Source organism: Paenirhodobacter sp., assembly GCF_047600745.1.
Lineage (GTDB): Bacteria > Pseudomonadota > Alphaproteobacteria > Rhodobacterales > Rhodobacteraceae > Rhodobacter.
In genome coordinates this window covers 476,510-502,814 of the sequence record NZ_JASGKI010000001.1, presented here as the reverse complement: position 1 = coordinate 502,814, position 26,305 = coordinate 476,510, and the positions used below count along the sequence as shown (strand labels likewise).

Annotated in this window: 23 protein-coding genes; 11 read left to right on the top strand and 12 right to left on the bottom strand. The window is 68.3% G+C overall.

Annotated elements, in window-relative coordinates:
- Nucleotides 1–65: 65 nt before the first annotated feature.
- Entirely contained in the window at nt 66–566 is a 501-nt protein-coding gene (locus QM789_RS02690) for an Lrp/AsnC family transcriptional regulator (protein WP_420350420.1), read from the top strand.
- On the opposite strand, the gene QM789_RS02685 is transcribed toward QM789_RS02690, so the two are convergent.
- Both QM789_RS02685 and purD read right to left on the bottom strand, forming a co-directional pair.
- Nucleotides 563–1,588, bottom strand: coding sequence for a tyrosine-type recombinase/integrase (locus tag QM789_RS02685; protein ID WP_420350419.1), 1,026 nt, complete (start codon nt 1,586–1,588; stop codon nt 563–565). The two genes, QM789_RS02690 and QM789_RS02685, sit on opposite strands and share 4 nt — an antisense overlap.
- Nucleotides 1,589–1,626: 38 nt before the next feature.
- Nucleotides 1,627–2,889 carry a phosphoribosylamine--glycine ligase gene (gene purD, locus QM789_RS02680; RefSeq protein WP_420350418.1) on the bottom strand — a complete coding sequence of 421 codons (1,263 nt, stop codon included), beginning with the start codon at nt 2,887–2,889 and terminating at the stop codon, nt 1,627–1,629.
- Between the two features lie 63 nt (nt 2,890–2,952).
- Here purD and xseA point away from each other — a divergent pair, with 63 nt between their 5' ends.
- Entirely contained in the window at nt 2,953–4,527 is a 1,575-nt protein-coding gene (xseA, locus tag QM789_RS02675; RefSeq protein WP_420350417.1) for an exodeoxyribonuclease VII large subunit, read from the top strand.
- Between the two features lie 549 nt (nt 4,528–5,076).
- On the opposite strand, the gene QM789_RS02670 is transcribed toward xseA, so the two are convergent.
- On the bottom strand, nt 5,077–6,621 hold the full coding sequence (locus QM789_RS02670; protein WP_420350416.1) for a serine hydrolase: 1,545 nt from the start codon (nt 6,619–6,621) through the stop codon (nt 5,077–5,079).
- A 367-nt stretch (nt 6,622–6,988) separates the two neighbouring features.
- Between QM789_RS02670 and clpS the strand changes: the two genes are divergently transcribed.
- The 3 genes from clpS to QM789_RS02655 are packed head-to-tail and all read left to right on the top strand — an operon-like array spanning nt 6,989 to nt 9,172.
- A complete protein-coding gene (clpS, locus tag QM789_RS02665) occupies nt 6,989–7,354 on the top strand; it encodes an ATP-dependent Clp protease adapter ClpS (RefSeq protein ID WP_420350747.1) in 366 nt (121 codons plus the stop codon).
- A 9-nt stretch (nt 7,355–7,363) separates the two neighbouring features.
- Nucleotides 7,364–8,362 carry a methyltransferase gene (locus QM789_RS02660; RefSeq protein ID WP_420350415.1) on the top strand — a complete coding sequence of 333 codons (999 nt, stop codon included), beginning with the start codon at nt 7,364–7,366 and terminating at the stop codon, nt 8,360–8,362.
- A 9-nt stretch (nt 8,363–8,371) separates the two neighbouring features.
- On the top strand, nt 8,372–9,172 hold the full coding sequence (locus QM789_RS02655) for an SDR family NAD(P)-dependent oxidoreductase (protein WP_420350414.1): 801 nt from the start codon (nt 8,372–8,374) through the stop codon (nt 9,170–9,172).
- Here QM789_RS02655 and QM789_RS02650 read toward each other — a convergent pair whose 3' ends face one another.
- The gene (locus QM789_RS02650) at nt 9,173–9,571 is read right to left on the bottom strand and encodes a hypothetical protein (RefSeq protein ID WP_420350413.1); all 399 of its coding nucleotides are present in this window, start codon (nt 9,569–9,571) and stop codon (nt 9,173–9,175) included.
- A 128-nt stretch (nt 9,572–9,699) separates the two neighbouring features.
- Here QM789_RS02650 and hemF point away from each other — a divergent pair, with 128 nt between their 5' ends.
- Together hemF and QM789_RS02640 are read left to right on the top strand one after the other, a co-directional pair.
- Complete coding sequence (hemF, locus tag QM789_RS02645) at nt 9,700–10,554, top strand: oxygen-dependent coproporphyrinogen oxidase (protein WP_420350412.1); 855 nt, start codon at nt 9,700–9,702, stop codon at nt 10,552–10,554.
- A gap of 66 nt (nt 10,555–10,620) precedes the next feature.
- A complete protein-coding gene (locus tag QM789_RS02640) occupies nt 10,621–12,666 on the top strand; it encodes a DEAD/DEAH box helicase (RefSeq protein ID WP_420350411.1) in 2,046 nt (681 codons plus the stop codon).
- Nucleotides 12,667–13,098: 432 nt separating this feature from the next.
- Here the strand turns inward: QM789_RS02640 and QM789_RS02635 are convergent, their stop codons facing one another.
- The 6 genes from QM789_RS02635 to QM789_RS02610 form a co-directional block, all read right to left on the bottom strand.
- Complete coding sequence (locus QM789_RS02635) at nt 13,099–13,242, bottom strand: hypothetical protein (protein WP_420350410.1); 144 nt, start codon at nt 13,240–13,242, stop codon at nt 13,099–13,101.
- Nucleotides 13,243–13,598: 356 nt separating this feature from the next.
- On the bottom strand, nt 13,599–13,739 hold the full coding sequence (locus QM789_RS02630) for a hypothetical protein (RefSeq protein ID WP_420350409.1): 141 nt from the start codon (nt 13,737–13,739) through the stop codon (nt 13,599–13,601).
- A 279-nt stretch (nt 13,740–14,018) separates the two neighbouring features.
- Nucleotides 14,019–15,050, bottom strand: coding sequence for an AbrB family transcriptional regulator (locus QM789_RS02625; protein ID WP_420350408.1), 1,032 nt, complete (start codon nt 15,048–15,050; stop codon nt 14,019–14,021).
- 99 nt (nt 15,051–15,149) lie between these two features.
- Nucleotides 15,150–16,238, bottom strand: coding sequence for a DUF475 domain-containing protein (locus QM789_RS02620; protein WP_420350407.1), 1,089 nt, complete (start codon nt 16,236–16,238; stop codon nt 15,150–15,152).
- A gap of 157 nt (nt 16,239–16,395) precedes the next feature.
- A complete protein-coding gene (locus tag QM789_RS02615) occupies nt 16,396–17,769 on the bottom strand; it encodes a sensor histidine kinase (protein ID WP_420350406.1) in 1,374 nt (457 codons plus the stop codon).
- A complete protein-coding gene (locus tag QM789_RS02610; RefSeq protein WP_420350405.1) occupies nt 17,766–18,437 on the bottom strand; it encodes a response regulator in 672 nt (223 codons plus the stop codon). The genes QM789_RS02615 and QM789_RS02610 overlap by 4 nt, the downstream gene beginning before the upstream one ends.
- A gap of 74 nt (nt 18,438–18,511) precedes the next feature.
- Between QM789_RS02610 and QM789_RS02605 the strand changes: the two genes are divergently transcribed.
- The 4 genes from QM789_RS02605 (at nt 18,512) to QM789_RS02590 (ending at nt 22,723) form a co-directional block, all read left to right on the top strand.
- Complete coding sequence (locus QM789_RS02605) at nt 18,512–19,585, top strand: ABC transporter substrate-binding protein (RefSeq protein WP_420350404.1); 1,074 nt, start codon at nt 18,512–18,514, stop codon at nt 19,583–19,585.
- Nucleotides 19,586–19,769: 184 nt separating this feature from the next.
- Nucleotides 19,770–20,711, top strand: coding sequence for a Bug family tripartite tricarboxylate transporter substrate binding protein (locus QM789_RS02600; RefSeq protein WP_420350403.1), 942 nt, complete (start codon nt 19,770–19,772; stop codon nt 20,709–20,711).
- A complete protein-coding gene (locus tag QM789_RS02595; protein ID WP_420350402.1) occupies nt 20,708–21,202 on the top strand; it encodes a tripartite tricarboxylate transporter TctB family protein in 495 nt (164 codons plus the stop codon). The genes QM789_RS02600 and QM789_RS02595 overlap by 4 nt, the downstream gene beginning before the upstream one ends.
- 3 nt (nt 21,203–21,205) lie before the next feature.
- Nucleotides 21,206–22,723: a tripartite tricarboxylate transporter permease gene (locus QM789_RS02590; RefSeq protein WP_420350401.1), complete on the top strand. Its 1,518-nt coding sequence runs from the start codon at nt 21,206–21,208 to the stop codon at nt 22,721–22,723.
- Nucleotides 22,724–22,803: 80 nt separating this feature from the next.
- Here QM789_RS02590 and QM789_RS02585 read toward each other — a convergent pair whose 3' ends face one another.
- Together QM789_RS02585 and QM789_RS02580 are read right to left on the bottom strand one after the other, a co-directional pair.
- Nucleotides 22,804–24,180, bottom strand: a complete 1,377-nt coding sequence (locus tag QM789_RS02585; protein WP_420350400.1) for an MFS transporter — start codon at nt 24,178–24,180, stop codon at nt 22,804–22,806.
- A gap of 459 nt (nt 24,181–24,639) precedes the next feature.
- Nucleotides 24,640–26,304, bottom strand: coding sequence for an ABC transporter ATP-binding protein (locus QM789_RS02580; protein ID WP_420350399.1), 1,665 nt, complete (start codon nt 26,302–26,304; stop codon nt 24,640–24,642).
- Nucleotide 26,305: the final 1 nt, after the last annotated feature.

Genomic DNA, 26,305 nt, shown 5'->3' with positions numbered 1-26,305 from the left:
GAAAGAATATTGCGCCCCTTCGCCCTCAACGATAAGTTCGCGTCAACGACGGAGGTAGACGACCCATGGCCACGACGAAGCTGGACGAGATCGACCGGAAAATCCTGGCCGAGCTTCAGGCGGACGGGCGGATGACCAATGTCGAACTGGCCAAGCGCGTGGGGATTTCTGCGCCGCCCTGCCTGCGCCGGGTGCGCACGCTGGAGGAGGCGGGCTATATCCGCGGCTATCATGCCGACGTCAATCCGCGCGAACTGGGGTTCGAGGTGCAGGTCTTTGCCATGGTCCGGCTGCAAAGCCAGGCGGAGGCGGATCTGTCGGCCTTTGAGAAACGCTGTCAGGGCTGGCCGCTGGTGCGCGAGTGCCACATGCTGAACGGCGAGATCGACTTCGTGCTGAAATGCGTCGCGCCGGATCTGTCGACGTTTCAGGATTTCCTGATGGGGCAGCTGACCCCGGCGGAGAATGTGGCCAGCGTGAAGACCTCGCTGGTGATCCGTTGCGCGAAGGATGATCCGGGCGTGCCCTTCGACGTGCTCGAAGAGCGGATCGCGCGGCTGGCCTAAAGCCCCGCCGCCTGGGTCAGGTTGACGCGGAACCGGTCGCGGCGGCGCTGATAGCGGCGGGTCATTTCGGCACTGGCATGGCCGAGTTGCTTTTGCACATGACGCTCATCGACCTCCGCCGAAGAGGCCAGACCCGCCCGCAGCGAATGCCCCGCGAACAGGTCGCGGCGCGTGGCCTCCGGCAGGTCGCCGCGCAGGCCCGCCGCCTGAGCCGCGCGTTTCACCAGCCGGGCGACTTCGCGGTCGTTCAGGCGCATCGGGCCGACCTCCTTGCCCTGTCCGGTGACGCGGCGGAACAGCGGCCCCTGGCTGATCCGGGCGAATCGCAGCCATGTTTCCAGCGCGGCGACGGGGCAGGTGGCAGGGGCCGAGCCGCGGCCGATCTCGACCTCGCGCCAGCCGGTCTTGCCGCGCAGCGTGACCAGCAGGCCGCCGGGCAGAACCTCGACCCAACCGCGACCGTCCGCGCTCTGGTCCCGCCCCATGTCGAGGCCGGTGATTTCGGACCGCCGCAGCCCGCCCGCGAAACCGATCAGCAGCATCGCCCGGTCGCGCAGCCCCCTCAGCGTGCCGCTGTCGCAGGTGTCGAGCATCGCGCGCAGATCCTCGGGCAGGATCGCTTCCTTCTGCCGGGGCGGGGCGGCATGGGCATTGCGGATTCCGGCCAGCACCGTGGCCACATGCCGGTCGCGCCGGTCGAGGACCAGCCCCATCCGCGCATAGGCCGCGACCAGTGCCGAAAGCCTCCGCTCGATGGTCGAAACCGCGTTGCGCCGCCCGCCCACCGCGCGGGTGCCCGTGGCGCAGGCGGTGATGTAAAGCCCGACGATCCGGGGATCGGGCTGACGCGGGTCCAGCCCCTCGCGGCGGCACCAGCCGGTGAAATGGCGCCAGTCCGCCGCATAGGCCCTGCGGGTGTTGTCCGAATTCGCAGCTTCGGCATAGGCGCGGGCCCGCGCGGCCAGGTCATTCAGCGCGGGCACATCCGTGGCGGGGTCGATGGGCGGGTCCGGATCGGTCATCGTCCCGATTATCGGGCATTTCCCCGCGTTGTCAAAACCTACAGCGCGCGCCAGCCGATATCGCGGCGGCAGAAGCCCTCGGGCCAGTCGATCCGGTCCACCATCGCATAGGCGCGCTCCTGCGCCTCGCGCAGCGTCGCGCCGCGCGCGGTGACGTTCAGCACCCGCCCGCCGGTGGCGATCAGCTGGTCATTGCGCAGCGCGGTGCCGGCGTGGAACACCATGTGGGAACTGTCCTCGGGCAGCACGTCCAGCCCCGTGATCACCGTGCCCTTTGCATAGGCGCCGGGATAGCCCTGCGCCGCCATCACCACGGTCAGCGCATGGTCGTCGGCCCATTGCGCGCGGATCTGGTCCAGCCGCCCCTCGGCGCAGGCAAGCAGCAGGTCGAGCGCCTGCGCCCCCAGCCGCAGCATCAGCACCTGGCATTCCGGATCGCCGAAGCGGACGTTGTATTCGACCAGCCGCGCGCGGCCGTTCTCGATCATCAGCCCGGCATAGAGAACGCCCTGAAACGGCGTGCCGCGCCGGGCCATTTCGGCGACGGTGGGGCGCACGATTTCGTCCAGAACCTGCGTCTGGATCGCCTCGCTCAGCACCGGGGCGGGGGAATAGGCGCCCATGCCACCGGTGTTCGGGCCGGTGTCGCCGTCGCCCACGCGCTTGTGGTCCTGTGCCGTGCCGATGGGCAGCACGTTCACGCCGTCCGAGAGGATGAAGAAACTCGCTTCCTCGCCCGCCATGAATTCCTCGATCACCACTTCGGCGCCAGCCTCGCCGAAGGCGCCGCCGAAGATCTCGTCGATCCCCGCGAGGGCTTCGTCGAGCGTCATCGCCACGATCACGCCCTTGCCCGCCGCGAGGCCATCGGCCTTGACCACGATCGGGGCGCCTTGCGCACGGACGTAATCCTTCGCAGCCCCGGCCTCGGTGAAGCGCGCATAGGCCGCCGTGGGGGCGCCGCAGGCATCGCAGATTTCCTTGGTGAAGGCTTTCGATGCCTCCAGCCGCGCCGCCGCCGCCGAGGGGCCGAAGGTCAGGATTCCGGCCTCGCGCAACGCATCCGCCACACCCGCGGCCAGCGGCGCCTCCGGCCCGATGATGACGAAATCGACCGCGTTTTCCTCGACACAGGCCAGAACCGCCGTCGCATCGCAGGGGTCGAGCGCCGCCAGTTCGGCGATCGCCCCGATCCCGGCATTCCCCGGCGCCACGATCAGGCGGTCGCATTTCGGGTTCTGCTTGACGGCCCATGCGAGGGCATGTTCCCGCCCGCCGCCGCCCAGGATCAGAATGTTCATGGCAACCCCCTTGGCCTTCGCTTTCCGGCCTTCTAAGGTCTCGGCCGAAACGAGGCAAGGCAGATGGATCTTCTGGACGACGGCCCTTCGGGGAATGCCCATGAATATACCGTGTCGGAGATTTCCGGCGCGGTAAAGCGCGTGCTTGAGGGCGAATTCGGCAGGGTGCGCGTGCGCGGCGAGGTGGGGCGGGTGTCGCGCCCGGCTTCGGGGCATATGTATTTCGACCTGAAGGATCAGGGCGCGGTGATCGCCGCCGTGAGCTGGAAGGGCCAGGTCGCGCGGATGCAGATCCGCCCCGAGGAGGGGATGGAGGTGATCGCGACCGGGCGGCTGACCACCTTCCCGGGGCAGTCGAAATACCAGCTGATCGTCGATAATGTCGAACCGGCGGGCGCCGGGGCGCTGATGGCGATGCTGGAGGCGCGCAGAAAGGCGCTGGCCGCCGAGGGTCTGTTCGACGAGGGCCGCAAGAAGGCGCTGCCCTGGCTGCCCGAGGTGATCGGCGTGGTGACATCGCCCTCGGGTGCGGTGATCCGCGACATCCTGCACCGGCTGCGCGACCGCTTCCCGCGCCGGGTGCTGATCTGGCCGGTGGCGGTGCAGGGGCAGGCCTGCGCGCCCGAGGTTTCCGCCGCGATCCGGGGGTTCAATGCGCTGGCGCCCGGCGGCGCGGTGCCACGCCCCGACCTGATTATCGTCGCGCGGGGGGGTGGGAGCCTTGAGGATCTGTGGGGCTTCAACGAGGAAATCGTGGTGCGCGCGGCGGCGGAAAGCCGGATCCCGCTGATCTCTGCGGTGGGGCATGAAACGGATACCACGCTGATCGACCATGCCGCCGACCGGCGCGCGCCGACCCCCACCGCCGCGGCGGAGATGGCGGTGCCGGTGCGGGCGGATCTGGCCACCTGGCTGGCCGAGGCCAATGCCCGGATGGCACGGGCGGCGCGGGTGCGGCTGGACCTCGGGGCGCAGCGGCTGAACGATCTGTCGCGGGCCCTGGGGCGGCCCGAGGCGCTGCTGGCTCCGGCGCGGCAAAGGTTCGATCTGGTGTCGGACCGGCTGAAGCCCGCGCTGCGGATGGTGGTGGTGCGCAAGCGGGGCGCCTATGCACCGCTCGCGGCGCAGGTCGCGCCCCGGCTGCTGCGGCAGTTCCTGAATGGGGAGCGGTCGCGGCTCGACCAGCTTGCGGGCCGCTTGCGGCCCGCCCCGGGCGCGCGGCTGCGCCGCGCGCAGGACCAGATCGACGGTCTGGCGCAACGGCTGATGGTGTCGCAGCGGCGGATGAAGGCCGAGGCGGAACGCCGCAACCGGGAGGGCAGGGCACTGCTGGAGTCATTCGACGAGCGTCTCGCGCGCGCGGCGAGGGTGAACGTGGAACGGCTTGCGGAGCGGTTGGTTCGGTTGGACCGGATGCGGCAGACATTGGGCTACCGCGAGACATTGCAGCGGGGCTTTGCCGTGGTGCGCGATGATCACGGCCTGGTCACCCAAGCGGCGCGGGCGCGTGAGGCCGCTACGCTGGAGATCGAATTCCACGATGGGCGCGTTGCCGTCCTGCCCACGTCGGAGAAAGCCGCGCAACCCGCAAAGCGGACGAAGAAGCCCCGTCCGCCGGAGCAGGGCAGCCTGTTCTGACGGAGGGCGGTTCGGGGGCATGGACGCCGTGATTCGGTGCGCCCCTGAGGGCGGGGGCGCCAAGGCGAAGGCCCTTTGGGAAAGGGTCCTCATTGCCGGAGCGTGTCGAGGGCCGGGGGCGCCAGGATCACCGCAGACTCCGAAAATCATGCCGAAGTCCGTTGCCCCACAGGCGGGATTACATGCAACTGCGCGAACCGATCAGAGGGCAGGGGCGCCGGATTCATGGGGCGCGCCCCGCGCGGATGAACGGAAACGGTGCTGCTTTCTGCGCGTATGGGGCACCCGGGCGGAGAGAGGATAGACCGCTGTTTGGGTACCCCTGAGAATCGGGGAGCCTGCCCAAGGAACCCCGCTGCTTCCCGCGCGTGGGGCGACTGCGACCCTTGGATCGTCAGGATGCTCTTGGGCTCTCTGCTTCCCGCGCGCGCGTGGGACGGACCTGTCGATCCGGTGGACGATGCCGGGCCGGGCCTCGTCTCCGCTTCCCCCGCGCGGGACGACCCGGCCTGTGCGGACCCAGCCGTTTCCCGCGCGTGCGGGACAGGTTCAGGGCCCGATGACGGTGCAGTCCGTGGCCCGTGCGGCCAGCCGGGCGCAGGCGAGTTCGGCGGAGCCCTTGCTCATGCCGACGAAATTCGCCTCATAGGCCGTCTTCGTCTTTGCCACCTTGCGCAGCGCATCGCCCAGCGAATCGCTTTCCATCAGCGCGGTCTTCAGCAATGCGCGTTCGGCGGCGTATTGCGAATTGAACTTGCCGACATTCACGCCCCAGTTGCGCCCGCCCGAGGTGGAAGCCCGCGCGACCACCTCCCGGCGCTGCTGCGGCGCGGGGGAGGGCGAGGCAGAGGACAGGATCACCGTCTCGTTGCGCGAAGATTTCTGCCGGGCCAGCGCGAGCGTTTCGGGCTGCGGCTGGGCGCTCTGGACGAAGACCGGATCCTTCGGATCGGCATCGCCCTCGGCGGGCATGTCGGGGTCGAAGACCGGCTCGGCCTGCGCAACTTCTTCCGCGACGGGCGTCGCCTGAGCCACGGCGATTGCTGCGGCGATCGCTTCGGCCTGCGCATCGCTGTTCGGCGCGGCGGCGACCTGCACGTCCTGATCCGGACGGCGGGAGGGGCGCGGGCTGGCCTTCGGGGCGACTTCGATCGTGGCTTCGGCCTCGCCATCGTCTGCGGTCTCGACCTTGCCGGTGACCTCGGGTCCGGCCAGATCGTTGGCCGCCATCACGACGGGCGCGGGGCGGGTGCCGGCCGGGGTGACCTTGCCCGGCGCGCGGGCAAAGCCGATGTCGAGCAGTTCGGCCACCTTCGCATTGCGCTGCGCGGTCGAGGTGCCGCCGAAGACCGTGGCGATGACCCGCTTGCTGCCGCGCTGCGCCGAGGCGACGAGGTTGAAGCCCGCGGGCACGGTGTAGCCCGTCTTGATCCCGTCCGCGCCGTCATAGGCATCCAGGAACCGGCGGTTGGTCGAGGCGACCTTGGCGATGCCCGCATCCGCGGTGCGGCGGGAGAAGATGTTGTAATACTGCGGAAAATCGTAGATCACATGGCGCCCGAGGATCGACATGTCATGCGCGGTGGACAGGTGCCCCGCCCGCGTCAGGCCGTTGGCATTGCGAAAGCTCGTGTTCGTCATGCCGAGCGCCTTCGCCGTGCGGTTCATCATCGCGGCGAAATTCGCTTCGTTGCCGCCCAGATAGTCGCCGATCGCCGAGGCCGCGTCATTGGCCGATTTCACCGCGGCGGCCCGGATCAGGTAGCGCAGCTGGATCTTCTGCCCGGTGCGCAGGCCCAGCCGCGACGGCGGCTGACCGGCGGCATTGGCGCTGACCGTCACGACCGAATCGAGGCTCGCCCGCCCGCTCTCGATCGCCTGGAACGCCAGATAGAGCGTCATCATCTTGGTCAGAGACGCCGGGTGCAGGCGGGTATCCGCGTTCTTCTGATAGAGCGCCTCGCCGGTGCGCGCGTCCATCACATAGGCGGCGAAAGGAGCGGCGGAAGCCACCGCCGGAACAACGCACAAAACGACCGCCAGAAGCCCTTTGCGGACCCGGTTCAACAGCCTGGTCACGGTAACTGCCCTCATTTTGCCTCGGCCCCACTCTTTGCGGCGGGACTTTGGAGGGAGCCTATCATGGCTTTCCGGGGCTGAAAATGGCTTAAATTTGACGGACTTTCCCCGCCGGGCGGGATGGGCCAGATCTGGTTGCGGCGGCGGGGGGCTGTGCCATAATTTGTGCGTGGAGCCCTGTATTTTCTCGGCGTCCCCGGGCCGGCGTGATTCCGCCACTGGTCGGCGGTTCGCGGCTTCCGGCGGCGGTCGGCCCGCATGGTTCGCCGTGGCGGGCCACTGGCCCGGCGGAGGGTTCTGTCGATTTCCCGTGCATGCGGGCTTTTTCTTGGCGCACGACTTCCCTATATTTCGCCACAGGTGCTTCGATTCCAGCGTGCAGATGACAACTTGCTTTCTCCCTTCTGAACCGATCTGGCTGGCCTCGGGTGGCCTTCCCGGCGCGGGCGCGGGGGAGGATGCGGGGCTTGCGCTGAAGACGCGGCCGAAGACGCAGCGCCCGCCGATGTATAAGGTGCTGCTGCTCAACGACGATTACACGCCGATGGAATTCGTCGTGCATATCCTCGAACGGTTCTTCGGCATGACCCATGCCCAGGCGTTCGAAATCATGCTGACCGTGCACAAGAAGGGGATGGCGGTGGTCGGCGTGTTCAGCTTTGAGGTGGCCGAGACCAAGGTCGCCCAGGTGATGGATTTCGCCCGGCGCCATCAGCATCCGCTGCAATGCACCATGGAAAAGGAATAGGGCGGCCCGATGAGCCACCCCCGTTTGTCGCTCGCGCTTGACGCATTGCCCGCCGAGGGCCGGATCGCCTTGTTCCGCCCGGTCGCGGGCACGGATCTGTCGGATCTGCCCGCGGGGCGGCTGTATGCCGTGCAGGGGTTCCGCCCCGATCACGACGCACTGGCCGCGCGGGGCATCGCCGTGGCGCCCGCGCCCGAAGGCCCCTACACCGCCGCCATCGTCTTCCTGCCCCGCGCCAAGGCCGAGGCCCGCGCCCTGATCGCCAGCGCCTGTGCGACGGTCGTTCCGGGCGGGCCGGTCTGGGTCGATGGGCTCAAGACGGATGGGGTCGATTCGGTGCTGAAGGATCTGCGCGCGCGGGTTCCGGTCTCCGATCCGATCGCCAAAGCGCATGGCAAGATCTTCCGCTTTGCCGCCGCGCCCGGGGTGCTGAGCGACTGGCAGGGACAGCCCGCCAGCCCCGCGCCGGGGTTCACCACCCTGCCGGGGGTGTTTTCGGCCGATGGGGTAGACCGGGGATCGGCGCTGCTGGCGGAGTGCCTGCCCGCCACCTTGCCCGCCCGGATGGCGGATGTGGGGGCCGGGTGGGGCTGGCTCGCGGCGCAGGTTCTGGCGCGCAAGGGGATCGAGAGCCTCGATCTGATCGAGGCGGAACATGCCGCGCTCGACTGTGCGAAACGGAATGTTCCGGACCCGCGTGCCCGCTTCGTCTGGGCTGATGCGACGGTCTGGATGCCGGAAAGCCGCTATTCCGGCGTGGTGATGAACCCGCCGTTCCATACCGGGCGTGCCGCCGATCCGGGGCTGGGGCAGGCGTTCATCCGGGCGGCGGCCGGGATGCTGTCGCTCTCGGGCACGCTGTGGATGGTGGCGAACCGGCATCTGCCCTATGACGAAACGCTGCGCGCCTGTTTCCACGAGGTGGCCGAGGTCACACCGCCTTCGGGCCGCGATTCCGCCTTCCGCATCACGCGGGCCGAACGTCCGATCCCGCAGCGCCGCCGCTAAGGAGGCCCCATGTCCCTCGCCATTACCGGCAAGACCGCCATCGTCACCGGTGCCGCCAACGGCATCGGCCTCGCCATCGCGCGGCATTTCCTCGATCGCGGCGCGCAGGTCGTCTGTGCGGATATAGACGAGGCGAAGCTGATCGCCGAATTCGGCGAGGGGGCGAAATCCGAAGGCCCGGCGCGGATCTTCGCGGGCGATCTGTGCGAGAAGCTGTCGCTCGCGAATCTGCTCTCCGCGACGGCGGATGCCTTTGGCCGGGTGGATATTCTGGTCAATGCCGCGCGCAGCTTCGCGCCCTGCGATCCGCTGGACCCGGCGGATGACGTGCTGGACGAGATGATGCGGCAGAACATGCGCGCGGGGCTGAAACTCGCGCGGATGACGGCGAAGCGGATGATCGCCGAGGCCGGGCGCGAGACCGGCGAGGTCGGCTGTATCGTCAACGTGTCCTCGCTGGCGGCCTGTCGGACGCAGCCGGAGCTGATGGCCTATTCCATCGCCTGCGCCGCGCAGGATCAGGCGACGCGGGCGCTTGCCGTGGCGCTGGCGCCGCACCGGATCCGGGTGAACGGCGTGGCCTTCGCCTCGGTGATGAGCGCCTCGCTTCAGGCCGCGCTCAAGGAGAATGCGGACTGGCGCGAGGCGATCACCGAGGGCACGCCCCTTGGCCGGATCGCCGCGCCGACGGAACTGGTCGAGACGGTGCAGTTCCTCGCCTCGCCCGGGGCGGGGTTCGTGACCGGGCAGGTGATCACCGTCGATGGCGGGCGCGGGTTGCTCGATGCCGTCCGCGTGCCCGCCTTCTGATCACTTCGGATAGCTTTCGCGGCAGGCGGCGATATTGGCGTTCATCTGCGGCGCCAGCGCCTTGATCCGGTTGGTCAGCGCGTCGCGTTTGCGTTGTTCGGCCTGCGGGTCTATCGGCACGGCGCGGCGGTTGGTGACGTAATCGTCCTCCATGCACATCCGCGCGCGGCTGAAGACCCGGCCATCCTTGCTCTGGAAGGTGTCGTAGCCGCAGACCTCCCAGCGGGTGATCGGCACGTCATATTCCTGATAGGCATACCCGCGCGCCAGATTGCCATCGACCTCGGCGACGAGACCTTGCAACCGGCGGACCTCGGCGGTCGAGCGGTTGATGCAGCGTTCCTGCGGTGTGCCGCAGGCGGCTAGCCCCAACAGGAGCAGGATGGCGATCTTGCGCATGGATGTCCTCCGCCGTCCCCGTCTGGCTGTGATCGGCGCGGGGACGAGCATAATCTAGTCCTGCTGTGGTAAAACGCAATTCCCCCCGCGGGTCCGGCCTGCTACCTCTCGCGCAAAGGAGACCCGCCATGACCGATGCTTTCGCCCCCCGCAAGGCCGCCGCTTCCGCCTGGTTCGACGCGCTGCGCGACCGGATCGTTGCCGCTTTCGAGGCGCTGGACGGCGGCACGTTCGAGGTCACCCCCACCCCCCGCACCGGCCCCGAGGGCGAGGATCAGGGCGGCGGGCGGATGTCCGTGTTGCGCGGCGGGCGGGTGTTCGAAAAGGTCGGCGTCAATGTCTCGACCGTCTGGGGCAGCCTGTCGTCCGCGGCCAGCCGGGCGATGGCGGCGCGCGGCGTGCCGGGGATCGAAGAGGATCCGCGGTTCTGGGCCTCGGGTGTGTCGCTGGTGGCGCATATGGTCAACCCGCACACCCCGGCGGTGCATATGAACACGCGGATGTTCTGGACCCCGGGCGCGTGGTGGTTCGGCGGCGGGGCGGACCTGAACCCCTGTATCGAATATGCGCAGGACACCGCGCATTTCCACGCCGCGCTGCAATCGGCCTGCGATGCGCATGACCCGGAGTATTATGCGCGCTTCAAGGCCTGGGCCGACGAATATTTCTACATCCCGCACCGGAAGCGGGCGCGGGGTGTCGGCGGGATCTTCTACGACGACCTGAACACCGGCGACTGGGAGGCCGATTTCGCCTTTACCCGCGCGGTGGGGGAGGCCTTCCTGCCCGCCTTCGTGCCGGTGACGGAGCGCCGCCTTGCCACCCCCGCCAGCGCCGAGGATCGCGAGCGGCAGCTGATCCACAGGGGGCTTTATGCCGAATACAATCTGGTGTATGACCGGGGCACGAAATTCGGGCTGGAGACGGGTCACAACGCCGATGCGGTGTTGATGAGCCTGCCGCCCTTGGCCAAATGGCCGTGATCGGGGCTATACACTGGCCCCGGTTTCCCTTATGAGCGAACCTTCCGCCGTTTTGAAAGCCTCTCGATGACTCAGTTTCCGAACCTCCCCGCAGCCCTTTCCGAGGCGCTGGAGCAAAAGGGCTATGCCGCCCTGACCGCCGTGCAGGAGGCCGTATCGGAACCATCGCTCGCCGGGCGGGACCTGCTGGTTTCGGCGCAGACCGGATCGGGCAAGACGGTGGCCTTTGGCCTGGCGATGGCGTCCGAACTGTTCGGTGACGAAGGCATCCCGCCCTATGCCGATATTCCGCGCGCGCTGGTCGTTGCGCCGACGCGCGAACTGGCGCAGCAGGTGCAGCGTGAACTCGGCTGGCTTTATGCGCAGGCCGGTGCGGTGATCGCCGGGGCGATCGGCGGGATGGATGCGCGCGCCGAGCGTCGCGCGCTGGAACGCGGGGCGCATATCGTCGTCGGTACGCCGGGGCGGATCTGCGACCATATCCGGCGCGGCGCGCTGGATCTTTCGGAACTGCGGGTGGTGGTTCTGGACGAGGCGGATGAGATGCTCGACATGGGCTTCCGCGAGGATCTGGAATTCATCCTGGAATCCGCGCCCGAAGGCCGCCGCACGCTGATGTTCTCGGCCACGGTGCCGCCGGAAATCGCGCGGCTGGCGCAGACCTTCCAGAAGGATGCCGAGCGGATTTCCACCATCGCGGCGCGCAGCCAGCATGCCGATATCGACTATCGCGCGCTGGTGGTGGACCGGTCGGACCGCGAGAATGCGATCGTCAACGTGCTGCGCTTCCACGAACCCGAACGCGCGATCCTGTTCTGCTCGACCCGGGCCGAGGTCACGCGGCTGACCGGCAAGCTGCTGAACCGGGGGTTCTCGGTTGTGGCGCTGTCGGGCGAGCTGACGCAGGATGAACGCTCGCGCGCCTTGCAGATGCTGCGCGACGGCCGGGCGCGGGTGTGTATCGCCACCGATGTCGCCGCGCGGGGGATCGACCTGCCGGGGCTGGAACTGGTGGTGCATGCCGACCTGCCGATCAACAAGGAGGCGCTGCTGCACCGCTCCGGGCGGACCGGCCGGGCGGGGGCGAAGGGCATTTCCGCGATGATCGTGCCGCTGAACGCGCGCGGCAAGGCGGAGCGCCTGCTGCGCGAGGCGCAGGTCACCGCGCAATGGGAAACCGCGCCGGGCCCGGACGAGATCGCCGCGAAGGATCAGGAGCGTCTGCTCTCTGATCCGGTGGTGACCGCACCGGTCAATGCCGAGGAATTCGAGGCGGTTGAACAGCTTCTGGCGGCGTTCGAGCCGAAGCAACTGGCCGCCGCCGTGCTGCGCAACTTCCGCGCCGCGCGTTCGGCGCCCGAGGATCTGCTGCCGGTGACGGTCGATGGCGCGAAGCCGCGCGAACGGGCGGAGTTCGGCGCGTCGAACTGGTTCCGGCTCGGGGTCGGGCACAACGCCTGGGTCGATCCGAAATGGCTGCTGCCGATGCTGTGCCGGGCGGGCGACCTGACGCGGCGCGACATCGGCGCGATCCGGGTGATGGAAGACCACACCTTCGTGCAGATCCATGCCGATGCGGCGAAGCGGTTCGTCGAGGGGCTGGGCCCGCAGATGATGCTGGAGGACAAGGGCCGGGTCGAGCCCCTGAACACCGCGCCCGAGGGGCTCGACCGTCCGGCGCCGAAGCCCGCCCGCTGGCAGGCCAAACCCTATGGCAAGGCGCGCGAGGACGGGCCGAAGAAGCCGCATCGCAAAGGCCCGCCGCGCGGGGAGGACGACAGCCGTCCGAAGCGCCCCTACGGCCCGCGCGACGATGCGGAATTCAAGCCGAAGCGCCCCTACGCGCCGCGCGAAGAGGGGGAGTTCAAGCCGAAACGTCCCTATGCGCCGCGTGAGGAGGGCACGGAGTTCAAGCCGAAGCGCAGCTTTGCCGCCCGGGACGAAGCGGCGGAGACCGGCTTCAAGCCGAAGCGCAAGCCCGTTGCGGCCCGCGACGAAGCCGCACCGAAGGGCCGCAAGACCGCGCCCTGGGCCCGCGAAGGCGGCCACGGCGGGCCGAAGAAGCCCACCGCGAAATTCGGCAAGCCGGGCTTCAAGCCGAAGGGCAAGTAAGCTCGGCAGACAGCCATGTCCCGGACGGGGATCCGTCCGGGATGCCAACGCCCGGATTGGCGGGATGCGCCTTCCGCCCCGCACCCCGCGTGGTTCGGCGGCACCTTCCCCGGGCAGCGCTGCCGGGTGATGAACATGCCTATTGCAGGCCCACGCGTGCGTAGCGGGAAGGGTCACGGTACTGCGTTCGCCAAGGCTCATCCGTGCGGTAGCGGGATTTCAAGCTCGCTCGCGCGAGCCGCGAGAGATGCCCCGCGCATAGCGAGATTGCTGTGGCCGCGGATGTCCACACTTTCCTGGTTCACGCGATCGCGTGGGGCTGGTTCTCTCGCCTAGACCGTATTTCGCTCGATCGCGCCCCTCGCTCTCCGGGCTGAAGCAGTTTGCGTATTCCTTTTCGGAGAAGAGATCACATACCTTGCCGCCAGCGCGTCACAACTCGTCATAGGTTTGGGCTGCGGCTTTGCGGATCAAGGCGTTGAGCTTTGCAAATGCCATCTCGATCGGGTTCAGGTCGGGGTTGGAGAGAAAAGCGCCCGCTGGGCGGTTTTTCCCGAACAACGGAACAGGAACCATGGCCCTGCGGCTCGTATGGTTCCTGCTGCTTTCGGGCTTTTGGGATTGGACAGATTGTCGAGGATGATCACATCACCGCGCCGCAGGGTCGGGGCCAACCGGGTCTCGACATGAAGATCATCTCCCCGTTCATCGCGCCAGCGATGACGCAGGGCGCGTCGCGCCGGTCATGACGCAGGGCTGCGATGAAGGTCTGGGCTCCAGAGCGGGGCATGGCTGGTCAGGCGCGCGCCTGTGAGAGCCCGGCCGGTGGTCTTGACCATGTTGGTCTTCAGGGAGGGTTCATCCATGAAGCCGATGCGCGGCAACAGGTTGCGCATGAAGGGTTGGCGGCGTGGTGGCGGGCCTGCCGGACCTCAGTTGTTTCCGTTCCGTCGCTTGCAGGTCAGCCCGAGGTTGCGCAGGGCGCGCCAGGCTGAGACGCGGTGGACGGTGATGCCGTGCTGCCCGGACAACTCTCCTGGATCATCCGGCGCCAGATCCGGGTTCTCCCTCATCCGCGAAGCATGCCAGCCCCGCACGGCTGCAAGCTTGCCGCCGCCATTGCCTTGACGGAGCCGCTCCAACCCGCCCGTCCATTTGACAAACCTGACCGAAACCCGGAACCGGCCAGCCGCCGCGCGGCGGGAGCCCCCCTCCTCTACGAAAGCGCCCACCCGCTCCCGCATGCCATGGGATGCGCCGTGCCCATCCGCCCCCCCCAAATCTGCTTCACAGACAGGGAAGCACGGAGCAGGCGGAGCAGGAAACATGTAGCGGGATGAGAGAAACACGATCTAGCGGCGTCGGCCCAGGGCTTTGCCGACGATGGGGCCCAGTACGATGACCAGCACCATGCGCAACAGGTGATGGCTGACGACATAGGCCAGATCGGCCCCGGCGATGATGGCGATCACCACCATTTCGGCCTGCCCGCCGGGCAGAAAGGCCAGGAAACCGTCCAGTGCCGGGGCGAGGCGCAGATGCACGATCAGCTCGATGAAGGCCAGGCTGATCGCCGCCAGCAGCAGTGCATAGACCAGCCCGGCACTGACGTGCCAGCGCAGTTCGCGCAGGGTGATGCCGACATATTTGGCGCCCACCGCGATGCCGATGAAGAACTGCGCGGCCTGGATCATCTCGGCCGGGGGGCGGTGCTGGATCACGCCGATCAGCGACAGCGCCGCCGTCAGGATCATCGGCCCGAGGATCGAGGCGCCGAACAGCCCGACCCGCGCGGCCAGCCTCCAGCCGATGAGGCCCGCGGCGATCATCAGAGCGACCTCGGCCGGGTCGGTGTCGCGCATTGGTACGCCGGGCGGCTGCGACAGGTCCACGCCCCACCAGCCGGTCAGGATCAGGGGCGCCACGGTGACGATGACCAGCACCCGCGTCGCATGGATCAGCGACAGGGCGCGGATGTCGCCGCCCGCCTCCTGCCCGAAGACCAGCATGTCCTGCAACCCGCCCGGCATGGCGCCATACCAGGCGGTGGCATGGTCGAAACCGAAGACGCGGCGGAACAGCGGATAGCCCACCAGCGCGATCACCGCGATGAACACCGGCACGAAGGCCAGCGAGGCCGCCATGCCCGGCATCTGCCGCAGCACCTCGGGCGTGATCGAAGCGCCGACCGCCACGCCTAGAAAGGTGCGCATCATGCTGCCCAGTGACCCCGCCTCGGCCAGTCTTGCCCCGGCCAGCGCCGCCAGCAGGCAGGCCAGCATCGGCCCCAGCAGCAGGGGCAGCGGCAGGCGCAGCCACAAAAACGCCGCACCGCCAAGGGCAGCCAGCGCAAGGGTCAGGAGGCGGCGTTTCAGCAGGGGCATGGTCGGGTGTCGCGCCGGCGGGGGAATGTCAAAGCCCGGCGGTGGCCGCGCGGGAAAAGGCCGCCGGTGCCATGGTCGTGGCACCGGCGGGCCGGGCGCTTACGCTTCGTGGTTGTTGCGGTTCCAGCGGATCGAGGACCAGAGCGAGATCCCGATCAGCGTGGCGCCGCCCAGGCCGGTGATGACCTCGGGGATATGCACCAGCGGCTGCACGAACATGATGATCGACAGCGCGATGATGGCGTAAAAGGCGCCATGTTCGAGGAAGCGGTACTCGGCCAACGTGCCGCGCTCGACCAGCATGATCGTCATCGAGCGCACATACATCGCGCCGATGCCCAGACCGATGGCGATGACGAAGAGGTTGTGCGTCAGTGCGAAGGCCCCGATCACGCCGTCGAAGCTAAAGGACGCATCCAGCACTTCGAGGTAGAGAAACGCCCCCAGGCCGCCCTTGGCGCCGGCCTGCAACGTCTGCTGGCTGCTGTCCAGAAGCCCGCCCAGCACCTCGACCAGCAGGAAGGTCAGGAGGCCCCAGATCGCCGAATGGAAGAAGACGTTCGACGCCTCGCCTTCGAGGAAGCGCGAGAAGATCAGCACCGTCACCAGAACGATCGCCACCTCGATGCCGCGGATGGTGGCGTAGCGCGTCATCCGGTCTTCGAGCCAGCGGACCCAATGCACGTCCTTCTCATGGTCGAAGAAGAACGACAGGCCGACCATCATCAGGAAGGTGCCGCCAAAGGCCGCGATCGGCAGATGCGCGTCGTGCATGATGCGCGAATATTCGTCGGGCTGCGTCGCCGCCAGAACCATCGCCTGCCAGGGGCCGATATTCGCCGCGATCACCACGATCAGCAGCGGGAAGATGATCCGCATGCCGAAGACAGCGATGACGATGCCCCAGGTCAGGAAGCGATGCTGCCATTTCGGCGTCATGTCCTTGAGCTTGTTGGCATTGACGATGGCGTTGTCGAAGGACAGCGAGATTTCCAGCACCGCCAGAACCGAGCAGATGAAGAAGACGGAGAGCATGCCGCCCACCGTGCCGGTGGTCTGCCATCCGAGGAAGGCCCCAAGCGCCAGCCCGAGGACGGTGACGACGAAAGCCCAGGTGAAATATTGCACGGTCGGCCGACGGGATCCGCCGATGCCACCCCCCGAAAGAGGATTGTTTCCCTGCGTCATGTGAAAATTCCAGGCGGCTGGTCAAACGATCAATGCCGACATCACGAACGTGCCGCCACGTCCGCCAGAGGGGCCCGGACATCAAACTGCGTTCACGAATGCGCGAACGGAAGGAAAGATGGCAAGTCGTCGCGCAAATTGCAAGCCCCTGCCTGCGTCATGCCAGCGGAAAACTCAGCCGCGCCAGCAGCCCGCGCCCGGAAGCGCCGGTTTCCAGTGTCAGCCCACCGCCGAACAGACCGGCGATCTCCTCGACCACCGGCAGGCCCAGCCCCATGCCGGGGCCCTGCGTCTCGCCCCGGGCGAATCGGCTGGTGACGGCGGCGCGGGCCTCGGCGGGGATGCCGGGGCCGTTGTCCTCGACCTCCAGCACCGCCCGGCCCGCGCTTTCGCGCACCCGCACCGTGACCACGGCAGCCCGGCCCGCATGCAGCAGCGCGTTCAGGATCAGGTTGCCCAGTGCCTCGCCCAGCAGCAGCGGCTCGGCGCGGATCCTCAGCGCGGCCTCGCCCTCGAAGCCCAGGTCGATGTCGGCCTCGGCGGCGGCGGGGATATGCTCGGCGGTCAGATCGCGGGCCAGCGCGGTCAGGTCCAGCACCCGCCCGGGCGCCCGCCCGCCCGAGGCATCGACCTTCGCCAGCAGCAACAGTTGCGCGAGGATCCGTTCGGCATGGGCCACGGCGGCATCGCCCTTGGCGGCGGCGGCGCGGGCTTCGTCCAGCGTCGCGGCCCGCGTCGCCAGCGCGAGTTGCGTGCGCACCACGGCGAGTGGTGTGCGCAACTGGTGCCCGGCATTGCCGGTGAAATTGCGCAACCCGTCCAGCGCCGCCTTGAGCCGCAGCATGAAGCCGTTGACCGTGCCGACCAGCCCGTGCACCTCGGTCGGAACCGGCGTGCCGATCGGGCTCAGATCGTCGGGGCTGCGCGCGGAAATCTCCTCGCCCAGCCGGTAGAGCGGCCGCAGCGACACGCTCACCGCGATCCAGACGATCAGCGCGGCGCCGCCGATCATCAGCGCCAGCCGCAGCGCCAGCCGCATCAGGATCGCCCGCGTCAGTTCGCGCCGGGCATTGGTGGTTTCGGCCACGGTGACGGTAAAGGGCACCTCGTCGATGCCGGTCGAGGCGGCGCCGACCAGGCTCGCCATCCGCACCGCCTCGCCCCGGAACCAGCCATCGGCAAAGACCGGGCCCGCGCCCGCCCGCGCCGGGGCCACCGGCAGGTCGCCATAGCCGGTGACCAACTGCCCCGGCGGGCCATCGACGCGGTAGAACACCCGGTCCTGTGCCGCCGAACTGAGCATTTCCAGCGCGCCGTAGGGGATGTCGATCTGGATCCCGCCCGCTTCGTCCAGCGCGGCGCGTTCGGCGATCACCAGCGCCGACCCGGCCAGCACCCGGTCGGCCAGCGCCGTGGCCATGTGCTGCGCCTCGCGCCAGGTATCGACCAGCGCCACGGCGCCGAACATCGCCGTGGCCAGCAGCAGCCAGGCCAGCAGCCTGCGGCGCAGCGAGAACGGCCGCCGGATCACCCGTCTGCCCGGTCGAGGAAATAGCCGATGCCGCGCGCCGTCCGCACCGTCATCCCCGCCGGGGCCAGCCGCTTGCGCAACCGGCTGACATATTGCTCGATGGCATTGGGCGACAGTTCATCGTCCAGCGAGGTCAGCGATTGCACGATCGTCTCGCGCGTCACCACCTTGCCCGCACGCAGGATCAGCAGTTCCAGCAGCCCGCGTTCGCGCGCGGGCAGGTCCAGCGGCTGATCGGCCAGCAGGAAGCTGCGCGCCGTCAGGTCCAGCACCAGCGCCCCGAACCCCACCGTCGAATCGCGCAGGCCCGCCTGACGGCGCAGCAGCGAGCGGATTCGGGCCTCGAATTCGCCGATGTCGAACGGCTTGATCAGGTAGTCGTCCGCGCCCAGGTCCAGCCCCCGGACCCGCTCCTCGGGCGTTCCGCGCGCGGTCAGGATCATCACCGCCGCCGGGTTCCGGCGCGACCGCATCGCGCGCAGCACCTCCAGCCCGTCCATCTGCGGCAGGTTCAGATCGAGGATCACCAGATCGAACCGCTCCGCCGCCACCAGCGCCTCCGCCGAGGCGCCGTCATGCACCACGTCCAGCACATAGCCCGACTGCCGCAGCAGCGCCGCCAGCCCTTCGGCCAGCGACAGATTGTCCTCCACCAACAGGATACGCATGGCTTCCCCCTCGCGCACAGGTTAGCCGCCGCCGGTATCTTGGCAAGGGGGCGCGTTTTTGGCACGCTGCGGCCATGCGCCCGCCCGCCCGCCTCTTGCCGATCCTGGCCCTGCTGACCTGCGTCGCCGGGGCGGCATGGGCGCAGGTGACGCAATTCCCCGCGCCCGCGCGGCAGGAGCGGGAACTGGTGATCTATTCCTCGCTGGACGACGATCTGGCCGCGCCGCTGATCCACGCCTTTCAGCGCGCCCGGCCCGAGGTCGCGGTCCGCTATGAAAACCTGCTGACCAGCGAATTGCACGACCGTATCGTGGCCGAAAGCGACAGCGGTGCCACGGCGGATTTCGCCTTTTCCTCGGCGATGGACCTTCAGGTCAAGCTGGCGAATGACGGCCATGCCCGGGCTGTGGTGACCCCGGACACGCCGCTCTGGCCGGATTGGGCGAACTGGCGCGATACGGTCTATGCGCTGACCTATGAACCGGCGGTGCTGGCCTATCACAAGCCGAGCTTCGCAGGCGCGCCCCCGCCCGCCACCCGCGCCGACCTGATGCGCTGGATCGAGGCGCATCCCGACCGGGCACAGGGCCGCATCGGCACCTATGACGTGACGCGTTCGGGCGTGGGCTTTCTGTTCCTGGCCCGCGATCAGGATCTGTATTCCGGCATCTGGCAGGTGATCGAGGCGATGGGCCGCGCCGGGGCGCAGCAATACGCGACCTCCGCCGAACTGCTGGAGCGGATCGCGGACGGGCGGCTGGCGCTCGGGTATAACCTGCTCGGTTCCTATGCGGCGGATTGGGCGCGGCAGCATCCCGATGTGGGGGTGATCCTGCCGCGCGACTTCACCGTGGTGGTGTCGCGGGTGGCGCTGGTGCCGCGGGCGGCGCGCGATCCCGGGTTGGGCGCGGAGTTCCTGGCCTTTCTGATGGCGCCGCCGGGGCAGCGGCTGCTGTCCGAGACGCTGCGGCTTTCGGCGGTCAGCCTTGAGGTCGCCGGGCAATCGGCGCCCGCGGGCGGCATGGCCGAACTGGACGGGCTGCGGCTGAAGCCGGTGCCGGTCAGCCCGGGTCTGCTGGCCTATCTGGACCGCTCGACCCGGGCGCGGCTGCTGGCGCGCTGGCACAGGGCATTTACCACGCCCTGAGCCGGACGAAAATTCCCCGGCCGATGTCAGGTCCATGTCAGGATTCTGTGATGAAGCTGACATATGGGCCGTTTCCGGCCCGAGGAGGATGCCCGTGCCCTGGGGAGAGGGGGCGGGTCTTGCGTCACAAGAAACCATCACGACCGGCCGCGGCCTCCGCAGCCGGCCGATGCGGAGGAGCATCATGAAACATCTCGTTCTTGCCAGCCTGTTCGCGGGGGCCGTCGCTCTGCCTGCCATGGCGGATTACACCATCATCGCCCCGGCCAACCCCGGCGGCGGCTGGGACCAGACCGCGCGCACCATGCAGCAGGTCATGCAGGAAGACGGCATCTCGAAATCGGTGCAGGTCCAGAATGTGCCCGGCGCAGGCGGCACCATCGGCCTTGCGCAATTCGCCAGCCAGAACAAGGGCAACCCGGATGCGCTGATCGTCGGCGGCTATGTCATGGTCGGCGCCATCCTGACCAACAAGTCGCCGGTATCGCTGAAGGACGTCACCCCGATCGCGCGGCTGACCGGCGAATACGAGGCGATCGTGGTCCCCGCCGCATCGCCCATCAAGGACATCGCCGGGCTGATCGACGCGCTGAAGGCCAGCCCGGGCGCGGTAAGCTGGGCAGGGGGGTCCGCCGGGGGCACCGACCATATCGCCGTCGGGCTGATCGCGAAGGCGGCGGGCGTCGATCCGACGAAGATCAACTACATCGCCTATTCCGGCGGCGGCGAGGCGCTGGCCGCGCTTCTGGGCAATCAGGTGACGGCGGGGATCTCTTCGCTGGGCGAGTTCGAGGCCCAGGTCAAGGCGGGCACGCTGCGTCTACTGGCCACCACCGCCCCCGCGCCGATCGACGGTGTGGACGCGCCGACGCTGAAACAGGCCGGGCTGGACGTGGAATTGCAGAACTGGCGCATGGTCGCCGCCGGGCCGGGCCTGTCGGCGGAACAGAAGGCCAAGGTGACCGCAGACATCGACGCGCTGGCGAAATCCGCGAACTGGCAGAAGCAGCTGGCCGACAAGGGCTGGATGGACACCTACCTGTCGGGCCCGGAATTCGACGCGCAGCTTGATCAGGACATTCAGGCGACCGAATCCATCCTGCGGGACATCGGTTTGGTGAAATGAGCCAGAACCACGAAAAACCCACGCATCGCCGGGATAAGGCGGCGATGCTGATCGCGCTGTGTCTGGCGGCGGTCGGGGGCGTGCTGCTGTGGGACAGCGCACGCCTGGCCGACCTCGGCGGATATTCCGGCATCGGCCCGGCCACTGTGCCCCGCGTCGTCGGCGCGGCGCTGATCGGGCTGGCGATCTGGACCGGCTTCGAGGCCCGGCGCGGTGATTTCCCCGAACGCCCGAAGCAGAATCCGGCGCCGGTGATCTGGATCATCGGCGGGCTGGCGCTTCAGATGCTGCTGCTGCACGCGGCGGGGTTCTCGATCGCCACGGGGCTGCTGTTCGCCTGCACCGCGCGGGCCTTCGGCAAGCGCAACCTGGCCATGACCATTCCCATCGGCATCGCCTTCGCCTTCGTGGTCTGGGTGGTGTTCTCGCAAATCCTGATGCTGCACCTGCCCGCCGGGCCGCTGGAGCAACTGATCTTCCCGAGGGGGTGACCCATGGATACCTTTTCCTTCCTGATGCAGGGCCTCGCCACGGCAACCGAACCGATGATGCTGCTTTACGCGCTGATCGGGGTGACGCTGGGCACGGCGGTGGGCGTGCTGCCCGGCATCGGCCCGGCGCTGACCGTGGCGCTTTTGCTGCCGGTGACCTACCGGCTGGACGCGGCGGGTTCGCTGATCATGTTCGCGGGGATCTATTACGGCGGCATGTATGGCGGCTCGACCACCTCGATCCTGCTCAATACGCCGGGCGAAAGCGCCTCGATCATCACCGCGCTCGAAGGGAACAAGATGGCCCGCAAGGGGCGCGGCGGCCCGGCGCTGGCCACCGCCGCCATCGGCTCCTTCGTTGCCGGGCTGATCGCGACGCTGCTTCTGGCGTTTCTGGCACCCTGGATCGTCAAGGTGGCGCTGGTCTTCGGCCCGCGCGAATATTTCGCGTTGATGGTGCTGGCCTTCGTCACCGTCTCGGCGGCCTTTGGCGATTCGGCGCTGCGGGGGCTGACCTCGCTGTTCCTCGGGCTGGCGCTGGCCTGCGTCGGCATCGACCAGTTGACCGGGCAGGCACGGTTGGCCTTCGGCATTCCGGACCTGCTGGACGGGATCGAGATCACCACCATGGCCGTCGCCATGTTCGCCATCGGCGAGGCGCTTTATATCGCCGGGCAGGTGGGTCATGCCGATGATACCGTGACACCGGTCAAGGGCTCGATCTGGATGAGCGCCAATTGCTGGGCGCGGTCGTGGAAGCCCTGGCTGCGCGGCACCGCCATCGGCTTTCCCATCGGCGCCATGCCGGCGGGCGGGGCCGAGATCGGCACCTTCCTCTCCTATGCCACGGAAAAGAAGCTGACCAGGCACCCCGAGGAATTCGGCAATGGCGCCATCGAAGGCGTCGCCGGTCCCGAGGCCGCCAACAACGCCAGCGCGGCGGGCACGCTGGTGCCTCTGCTGACGCTGGGGCTGCCGACTTCGGCCACGGCGGCGATCATGCTGGCGGGGTTCCAGCAGTTCGGGCTGCAACCGGGGCCGCTGCTGTTCGCCACCAATCCGACGCTGGTCTGGGGGCTGATCGCCAGCCTGCTGATCGCCAACGCGATGCTGCTGGTGCTGAACCTGCCGCTGATCGGGCTGTGGGTGAAGCTGCTGACCGTGCCGAAGCCCTGGCTTTACGCCGGGATCCTGCTGTTCGCCACGCTGGGCACCATCGGCGCCAATCCCTCGATCTTCGAGCTGGGGATGCTGCTGGGCTTTGGCGTGCTGGGCTATGTGATGCGGCTTTTCGGCTATCCGATCGCGCCGATCGTCGTCGGCCTGATCCTCGGTCCGATGGCCGAGCAGCAATTGCGCCGGGCGTTGTCGATCAGTCAGGGCGACTGGACGGTGCTGGTGCAATCGCCCATCGCTGCCGTCCTGCTGGGCATCGCGGCGCTGGCGCTGATCGTGCCGCTGATCCTGCGCCTGCGTGGCAAGGGCGAGGTGCTGTCGCAACTCGCGGGCGACGAGGACTGAGCCGCCCCTGAATTCAAACCCGCCATGCCTTCCGGCATGGCGGGTTTTCTTGTCGATCCTGCGCCAAAGGCAGCCTCGCCTCAGACCCCCATCGGGAAGACCCGGTGTTCCGCGCTGTCCTTGCGGCGGCGCATCTCGTCGGGGGCATCGAGCCAGTTCGCCCCGCGATTGCGCAGCAGGAAGACATAGACCAACAGCGACAGGGCGATCAGCACCGTCACATAGCCGACGAACAGCGGAACCTGCCCGCCACTCTTTGCCGCGGCGTAAAGGACCGGCGCCGTGCCGCCAAAGCAGGAATTGGCGATCGCATAGCCCAGCCCCACGCCCAGGGCGCGGATATGCGTCGGGAACATCACCGCCTTCACCACCGCGTTGATCGAGGTGTATCCGGTCAGGATGATGAAACCGACGGTCAGGATGACGAAGGCCAGCGGGCCGTTGGTCACCGTCGGCAGCACGAAGAACAGCACCCAGGTGAACAGCACCCCGCCGATGCCGAAGAACACCAGAAGCGAGCGCCGCCCCACCCGGTCGGAAAGATACCCGCCCACCGGCTGCAACACCATCAGGATGGTGAGCGAGATCAGCGTCACCACCGAACCGGTGATCGGGCTGCTCGCGAAGCTCGACTTGATGATCGCCGGCCCGGTGACGGAATAGGCATAAAAGGCCACCGTCCCGCCCATCGTGATCAGGAAGCAGGCCAGCAGTTCCTTCCAGTAGTGGCCGAACAGCTCGGCGAGCGAGCCGGACCCCTTGCCTTTCTCGGCGGCCTTGATCGCCTCCTGGCTCATGGATTCGTCCATGCTGCGCCGCATCCACAGCACCACAAGCGCCCCCACGCCGCCCAACAGGAAGGCGAACCGCCAGCCCCAGGAACTGATCGCGTCATGCGAGGTGCCCAGCAGCAGCGCGAGGAACAGCGCCTGCGCCAGCACATGCCCGCCCACCAGCGTGACATAGTGGAACGACGCCAGGAACCCGCGATGGCGCGGCACCGCCGCCTCGGTCAGGTAGGTGGCCGAGGTGCCGTATTCCCCGCCGGTGGCAAAGCCCTGCACCAGCCGGCACGCGATCAGGATCGCCGCCGCCAGCCAGCCGATCGAGGCCTGCGTCGGCGTGAGCGCGATGATGAAGGAGCAGGCCGACATGATCGAAACCGAAAGCGTCAGGGCCGTGCGCCGTCCGTGGCGGTCGGCGAAACGGCCGAAATACCACGACCCCACCGGCCGCATCAGGAAGGTCAGCGCGAAGATCGCCCAGATGTAGATGGTGGCGTTCTTGTCGTTGGCGCTGAAGAAGTGATGCTCGAACGAGGCTGCGAAGACGGAATAAACATAGACATCGTACCATTCGACCAGATTCCCGGCCGAACCCTTGATGGTATTCGAGATTGAACGTCGCAGGTTGGTCGGTAGATGCGGTGCGTCGATGGCTGCGTCTGTGGATGACATTGTGACCTCTCTCCTCGGCAATGCCGCATGATTGTCACTGCTTTGTCATCAAGTCCAGTCCGGCGAAACCATCATCCGCTTCGGCACGCAACCTTGTCAACGCGCGGTGAACGCCCGGCATGTTCTGGGGATTATGCGCCAGGCTTGCCGCCGGAGCCTGCCCATCCACTCAGATACCGATCTGGCGGAAAGCACCGCGCTGGGCGCGGGTTTGGCGGATGTCGCGCGGAGGCTGGTCGGCATCCCGCCCGCCCATTGCCACGCGACCCGGCCCGTGCGGATGCCGCGCACAGATGCGCCATCGCCCTCCCTCCCACAGTCCGCGCGCGGCGGCGGAGAGCGGGATTTCCGCCGCCGCGCGCCCGTGATCACGCCCTTTTCGCACAGCACGACCGGGCGCGCGCGGGGGTGAAGTCCTCGGTCCAGGGCGTCTGCGGTGAACGGCGTGACGCCCCCTGTTCAGGCCCAGTCCGGGCCGGGGATCTGCACGATATGGCCGGGACCGGCGGTTTCATAATGCCGCGCGGGGGGCACGAAATCGCGCGGTTTCAGCGGGCTGCGGATCTCGCCCCCGGGCGCGGGCTGGCGCAGGCTCCGCCGCGCCGGATCGGGCACCGGCACCGCCGCCAGAAGCCGCCGGGTATAGGGGTGGCGCGGGTTGCCGAAGACCTCGGCGCGGGGGCCGATCTCGACGATCTCGCCCATGTACATCACGGCGACGCGGTGGCTGATGCGTTCGACCACGGCCATGTCATGGCTGATGAAGACGAAGCCGAGGTCCATCTCGCGTTGCAGATCCATGAGCAGGTTCACCACCTGCGCCTTGACGGAAACGTCCAGCGCGGAAACCGCCTCATCGGCCACAATGATCCGCGGTTTCAGCGCCAGCGCCCGGGCGATGCAGATCCGCTGCCGCTGCCCGCCCGAGAATTCATGCGGGTAGCGGCGGGCGGAGTCGGGCGGCAGGCCGACCTTGCGCAACAGATCGGCGGCGATGTCCCGGGCCTCGGCCCCGCGCGCGAGGGCATGGATCGCCAGCGGCTCGGCGATCGCCTCGCCCACCGTCAGGCGCGGGTTCAGGCTGGCGAAGGGATCCTGAAACACCATCTGGACATGGCGGGCCAGCGCGCGGGGGCCGTAGCCCGCGACCTCCCGGCCCTCGACGACGATACTGCCCGAGGTCGGCCTGTGCAGCCCGGTGACCAGCCGCCCGGTGGTGGATTTGCCGCAGCCGCTTTCGCCGACGATGGCGAGGGTCTCGCCGCGTTGCAGGGTGAAGCTCACGTCCTCCACCGCATGGACCCGCGCCGTCACCCGGCGCAGCAGCGGTGAGCGGATGTCGAATCGCGCGGTCAGATGCGCGACTTCCAGCAGGTAGGGCCGGCCCGGGCGCACGGTATCGGGGCGCTGCGGCGTATCGGGCGCGGTGCCGGTCGTGGTGTCATAGATCGGGAAGGGCTGCGGATGCGCTATCCCCGCCATCGCGCCCAGCCGCGGCACCGCCGACAGGAGCGCGCGGGTATAGGGCGCCTGCGGGGCGGCAAAGATGCGCGCGGTCGGCCCGGTCTCGATCTGGTCGCCACGGCACATCACCAGACAGCGGTCGGCCACTTCGGCCACCACGCCCATGTCATGGGTGATGAAGAGAACGGCCATGTGCTCTTCGTCCTGAAGCTCCTTGATCAGTTCGAGCACCTGCGCCTGAATGGTCACGTCGAGCGCCGTGGTGGGTTCGTCCGCGATCAGCAGTTGCGGCTTGCAGGCCAGCGCGATGGCGATCATCACCCGCTGCCGCATGCCGCCGGAGAACTGATGCGGGAAGTCGTTGTAGCGGCGCGCGGTGGCGGGGATACGGACCCGCTCCATCAGGCGCAGCGCCTCGGATCTGGCCTGCGCGGGGCTCAGGCCGCGATGGGCGCACAGGGGCTCGGCGATCTGCGGGCCGATCGGCATCACCGGGTTGAGCGACGTCATCGGTTCCTGAAAGATCATCGCCGCCTCGGCGCCCCGGATGCGGTTCATCTGCGCCTCGGGCAGGCCCAGAATGTCGCGTCCGTTCAGCACGATCCGCCCGCTGGCCCGCGCGGCGGGTGGCAAAAGCCCCATCACCGCGAGCGAGGACACC

Excerpts from the sequence above, each read along its gene's own strand:
- QM789_RS02630 (WP_420350409.1), bottom strand. The coding sequence starts at position 13,739 with ATGAGGGAGAACCCGGATCTGGCGCCGGATGATCCAGGAGAGTTGTCC.
- QM789_RS02690 (WP_420350420.1), top strand. The coding sequence starts at position 66 with ATGGCCACGACGAAGCTGGACGAGATCGACCGGAAAATCCTGGCCGAG.
- QM789_RS02585 (WP_420350400.1), bottom strand. The coding sequence starts at position 24,180 with ATGTCATCCACAGACGCAGCCATCGACGCACCGCATCTACCGACCAAC.
- clpS (WP_420350747.1), top strand. The coding sequence starts at position 6,989 with ATGACAACTTGCTTTCTCCCTTCTGAACCGATCTGGCTGGCCTCGGGT.
- QM789_RS02610 (WP_420350405.1), bottom strand. The coding sequence starts at position 18,437 with ATGCGTATCCTGTTGGTGGAGGACAATCTGTCGCTGGCCGAAGGGCTG.
- QM789_RS02655 (WP_420350414.1), top strand. The coding sequence starts at position 8,372 with ATGTCCCTCGCCATTACCGGCAAGACCGCCATCGTCACCGGTGCCGCC.
- QM789_RS02600 (WP_420350403.1), top strand. The coding sequence starts at position 19,770 with ATGAAACATCTCGTTCTTGCCAGCCTGTTCGCGGGGGCCGTCGCTCTG.
- QM789_RS02635 (WP_420350410.1), bottom strand. The coding sequence starts at position 13,242 with ATGGTTCCTGTTCCGTTGTTCGGGAAAAACCGCCCAGCGGGCGCTTTT.
- QM789_RS02660 (WP_420350415.1), top strand. The coding sequence starts at position 7,364 with ATGAGCCACCCCCGTTTGTCGCTCGCGCTTGACGCATTGCCCGCCGAG.
- purD (WP_420350418.1), bottom strand. The coding sequence starts at position 2,889 with ATGAACATTCTGATCCTGGGCGGCGGCGGGCGGGAACATGCCCTCGCA.
- QM789_RS02685 (WP_420350419.1), bottom strand. The coding sequence starts at position 1,588 with ATGACCGATCCGGACCCGCCCATCGACCCCGCCACGGATGTGCCCGCG.
- QM789_RS02605 (WP_420350404.1), top strand. The coding sequence starts at position 18,512 with ATGCGCCCGCCCGCCCGCCTCTTGCCGATCCTGGCCCTGCTGACCTGC.
- hemF (WP_420350412.1), top strand. The coding sequence starts at position 9,700 with ATGACCGATGCTTTCGCCCCCCGCAAGGCCGCCGCTTCCGCCTGGTTC.
- xseA (WP_420350417.1), top strand. The coding sequence starts at position 2,953 with ATGGATCTTCTGGACGACGGCCCTTCGGGGAATGCCCATGAATATACC.
- QM789_RS02625 (WP_420350408.1), bottom strand. The coding sequence starts at position 15,050 with ATGCCCCTGCTGAAACGCCGCCTCCTGACCCTTGCGCTGGCTGCCCTT.
- QM789_RS02650 (WP_420350413.1), bottom strand. The coding sequence starts at position 9,571 with ATGCGCAAGATCGCCATCCTGCTCCTGTTGGGGCTAGCCGCCTGCGGC.
- QM789_RS02620 (WP_420350407.1), bottom strand. The coding sequence starts at position 16,238 with ATGACGCAGGGAAACAATCCTCTTTCGGGGGGTGGCATCGGCGGATCC.
- QM789_RS02640 (WP_420350411.1), top strand. The coding sequence starts at position 10,621 with ATGACTCAGTTTCCGAACCTCCCCGCAGCCCTTTCCGAGGCGCTGGAG.
- QM789_RS02670 (WP_420350416.1), bottom strand. The coding sequence starts at position 6,621 with ATGAGGGCAGTTACCGTGACCAGGCTGTTGAACCGGGTCCGCAAAGGG.
- QM789_RS02590 (WP_420350401.1), top strand. The coding sequence starts at position 21,206 with ATGGATACCTTTTCCTTCCTGATGCAGGGCCTCGCCACGGCAACCGAA.
- QM789_RS02595 (WP_420350402.1), top strand. The coding sequence starts at position 20,708 with ATGAGCCAGAACCACGAAAAACCCACGCATCGCCGGGATAAGGCGGCG.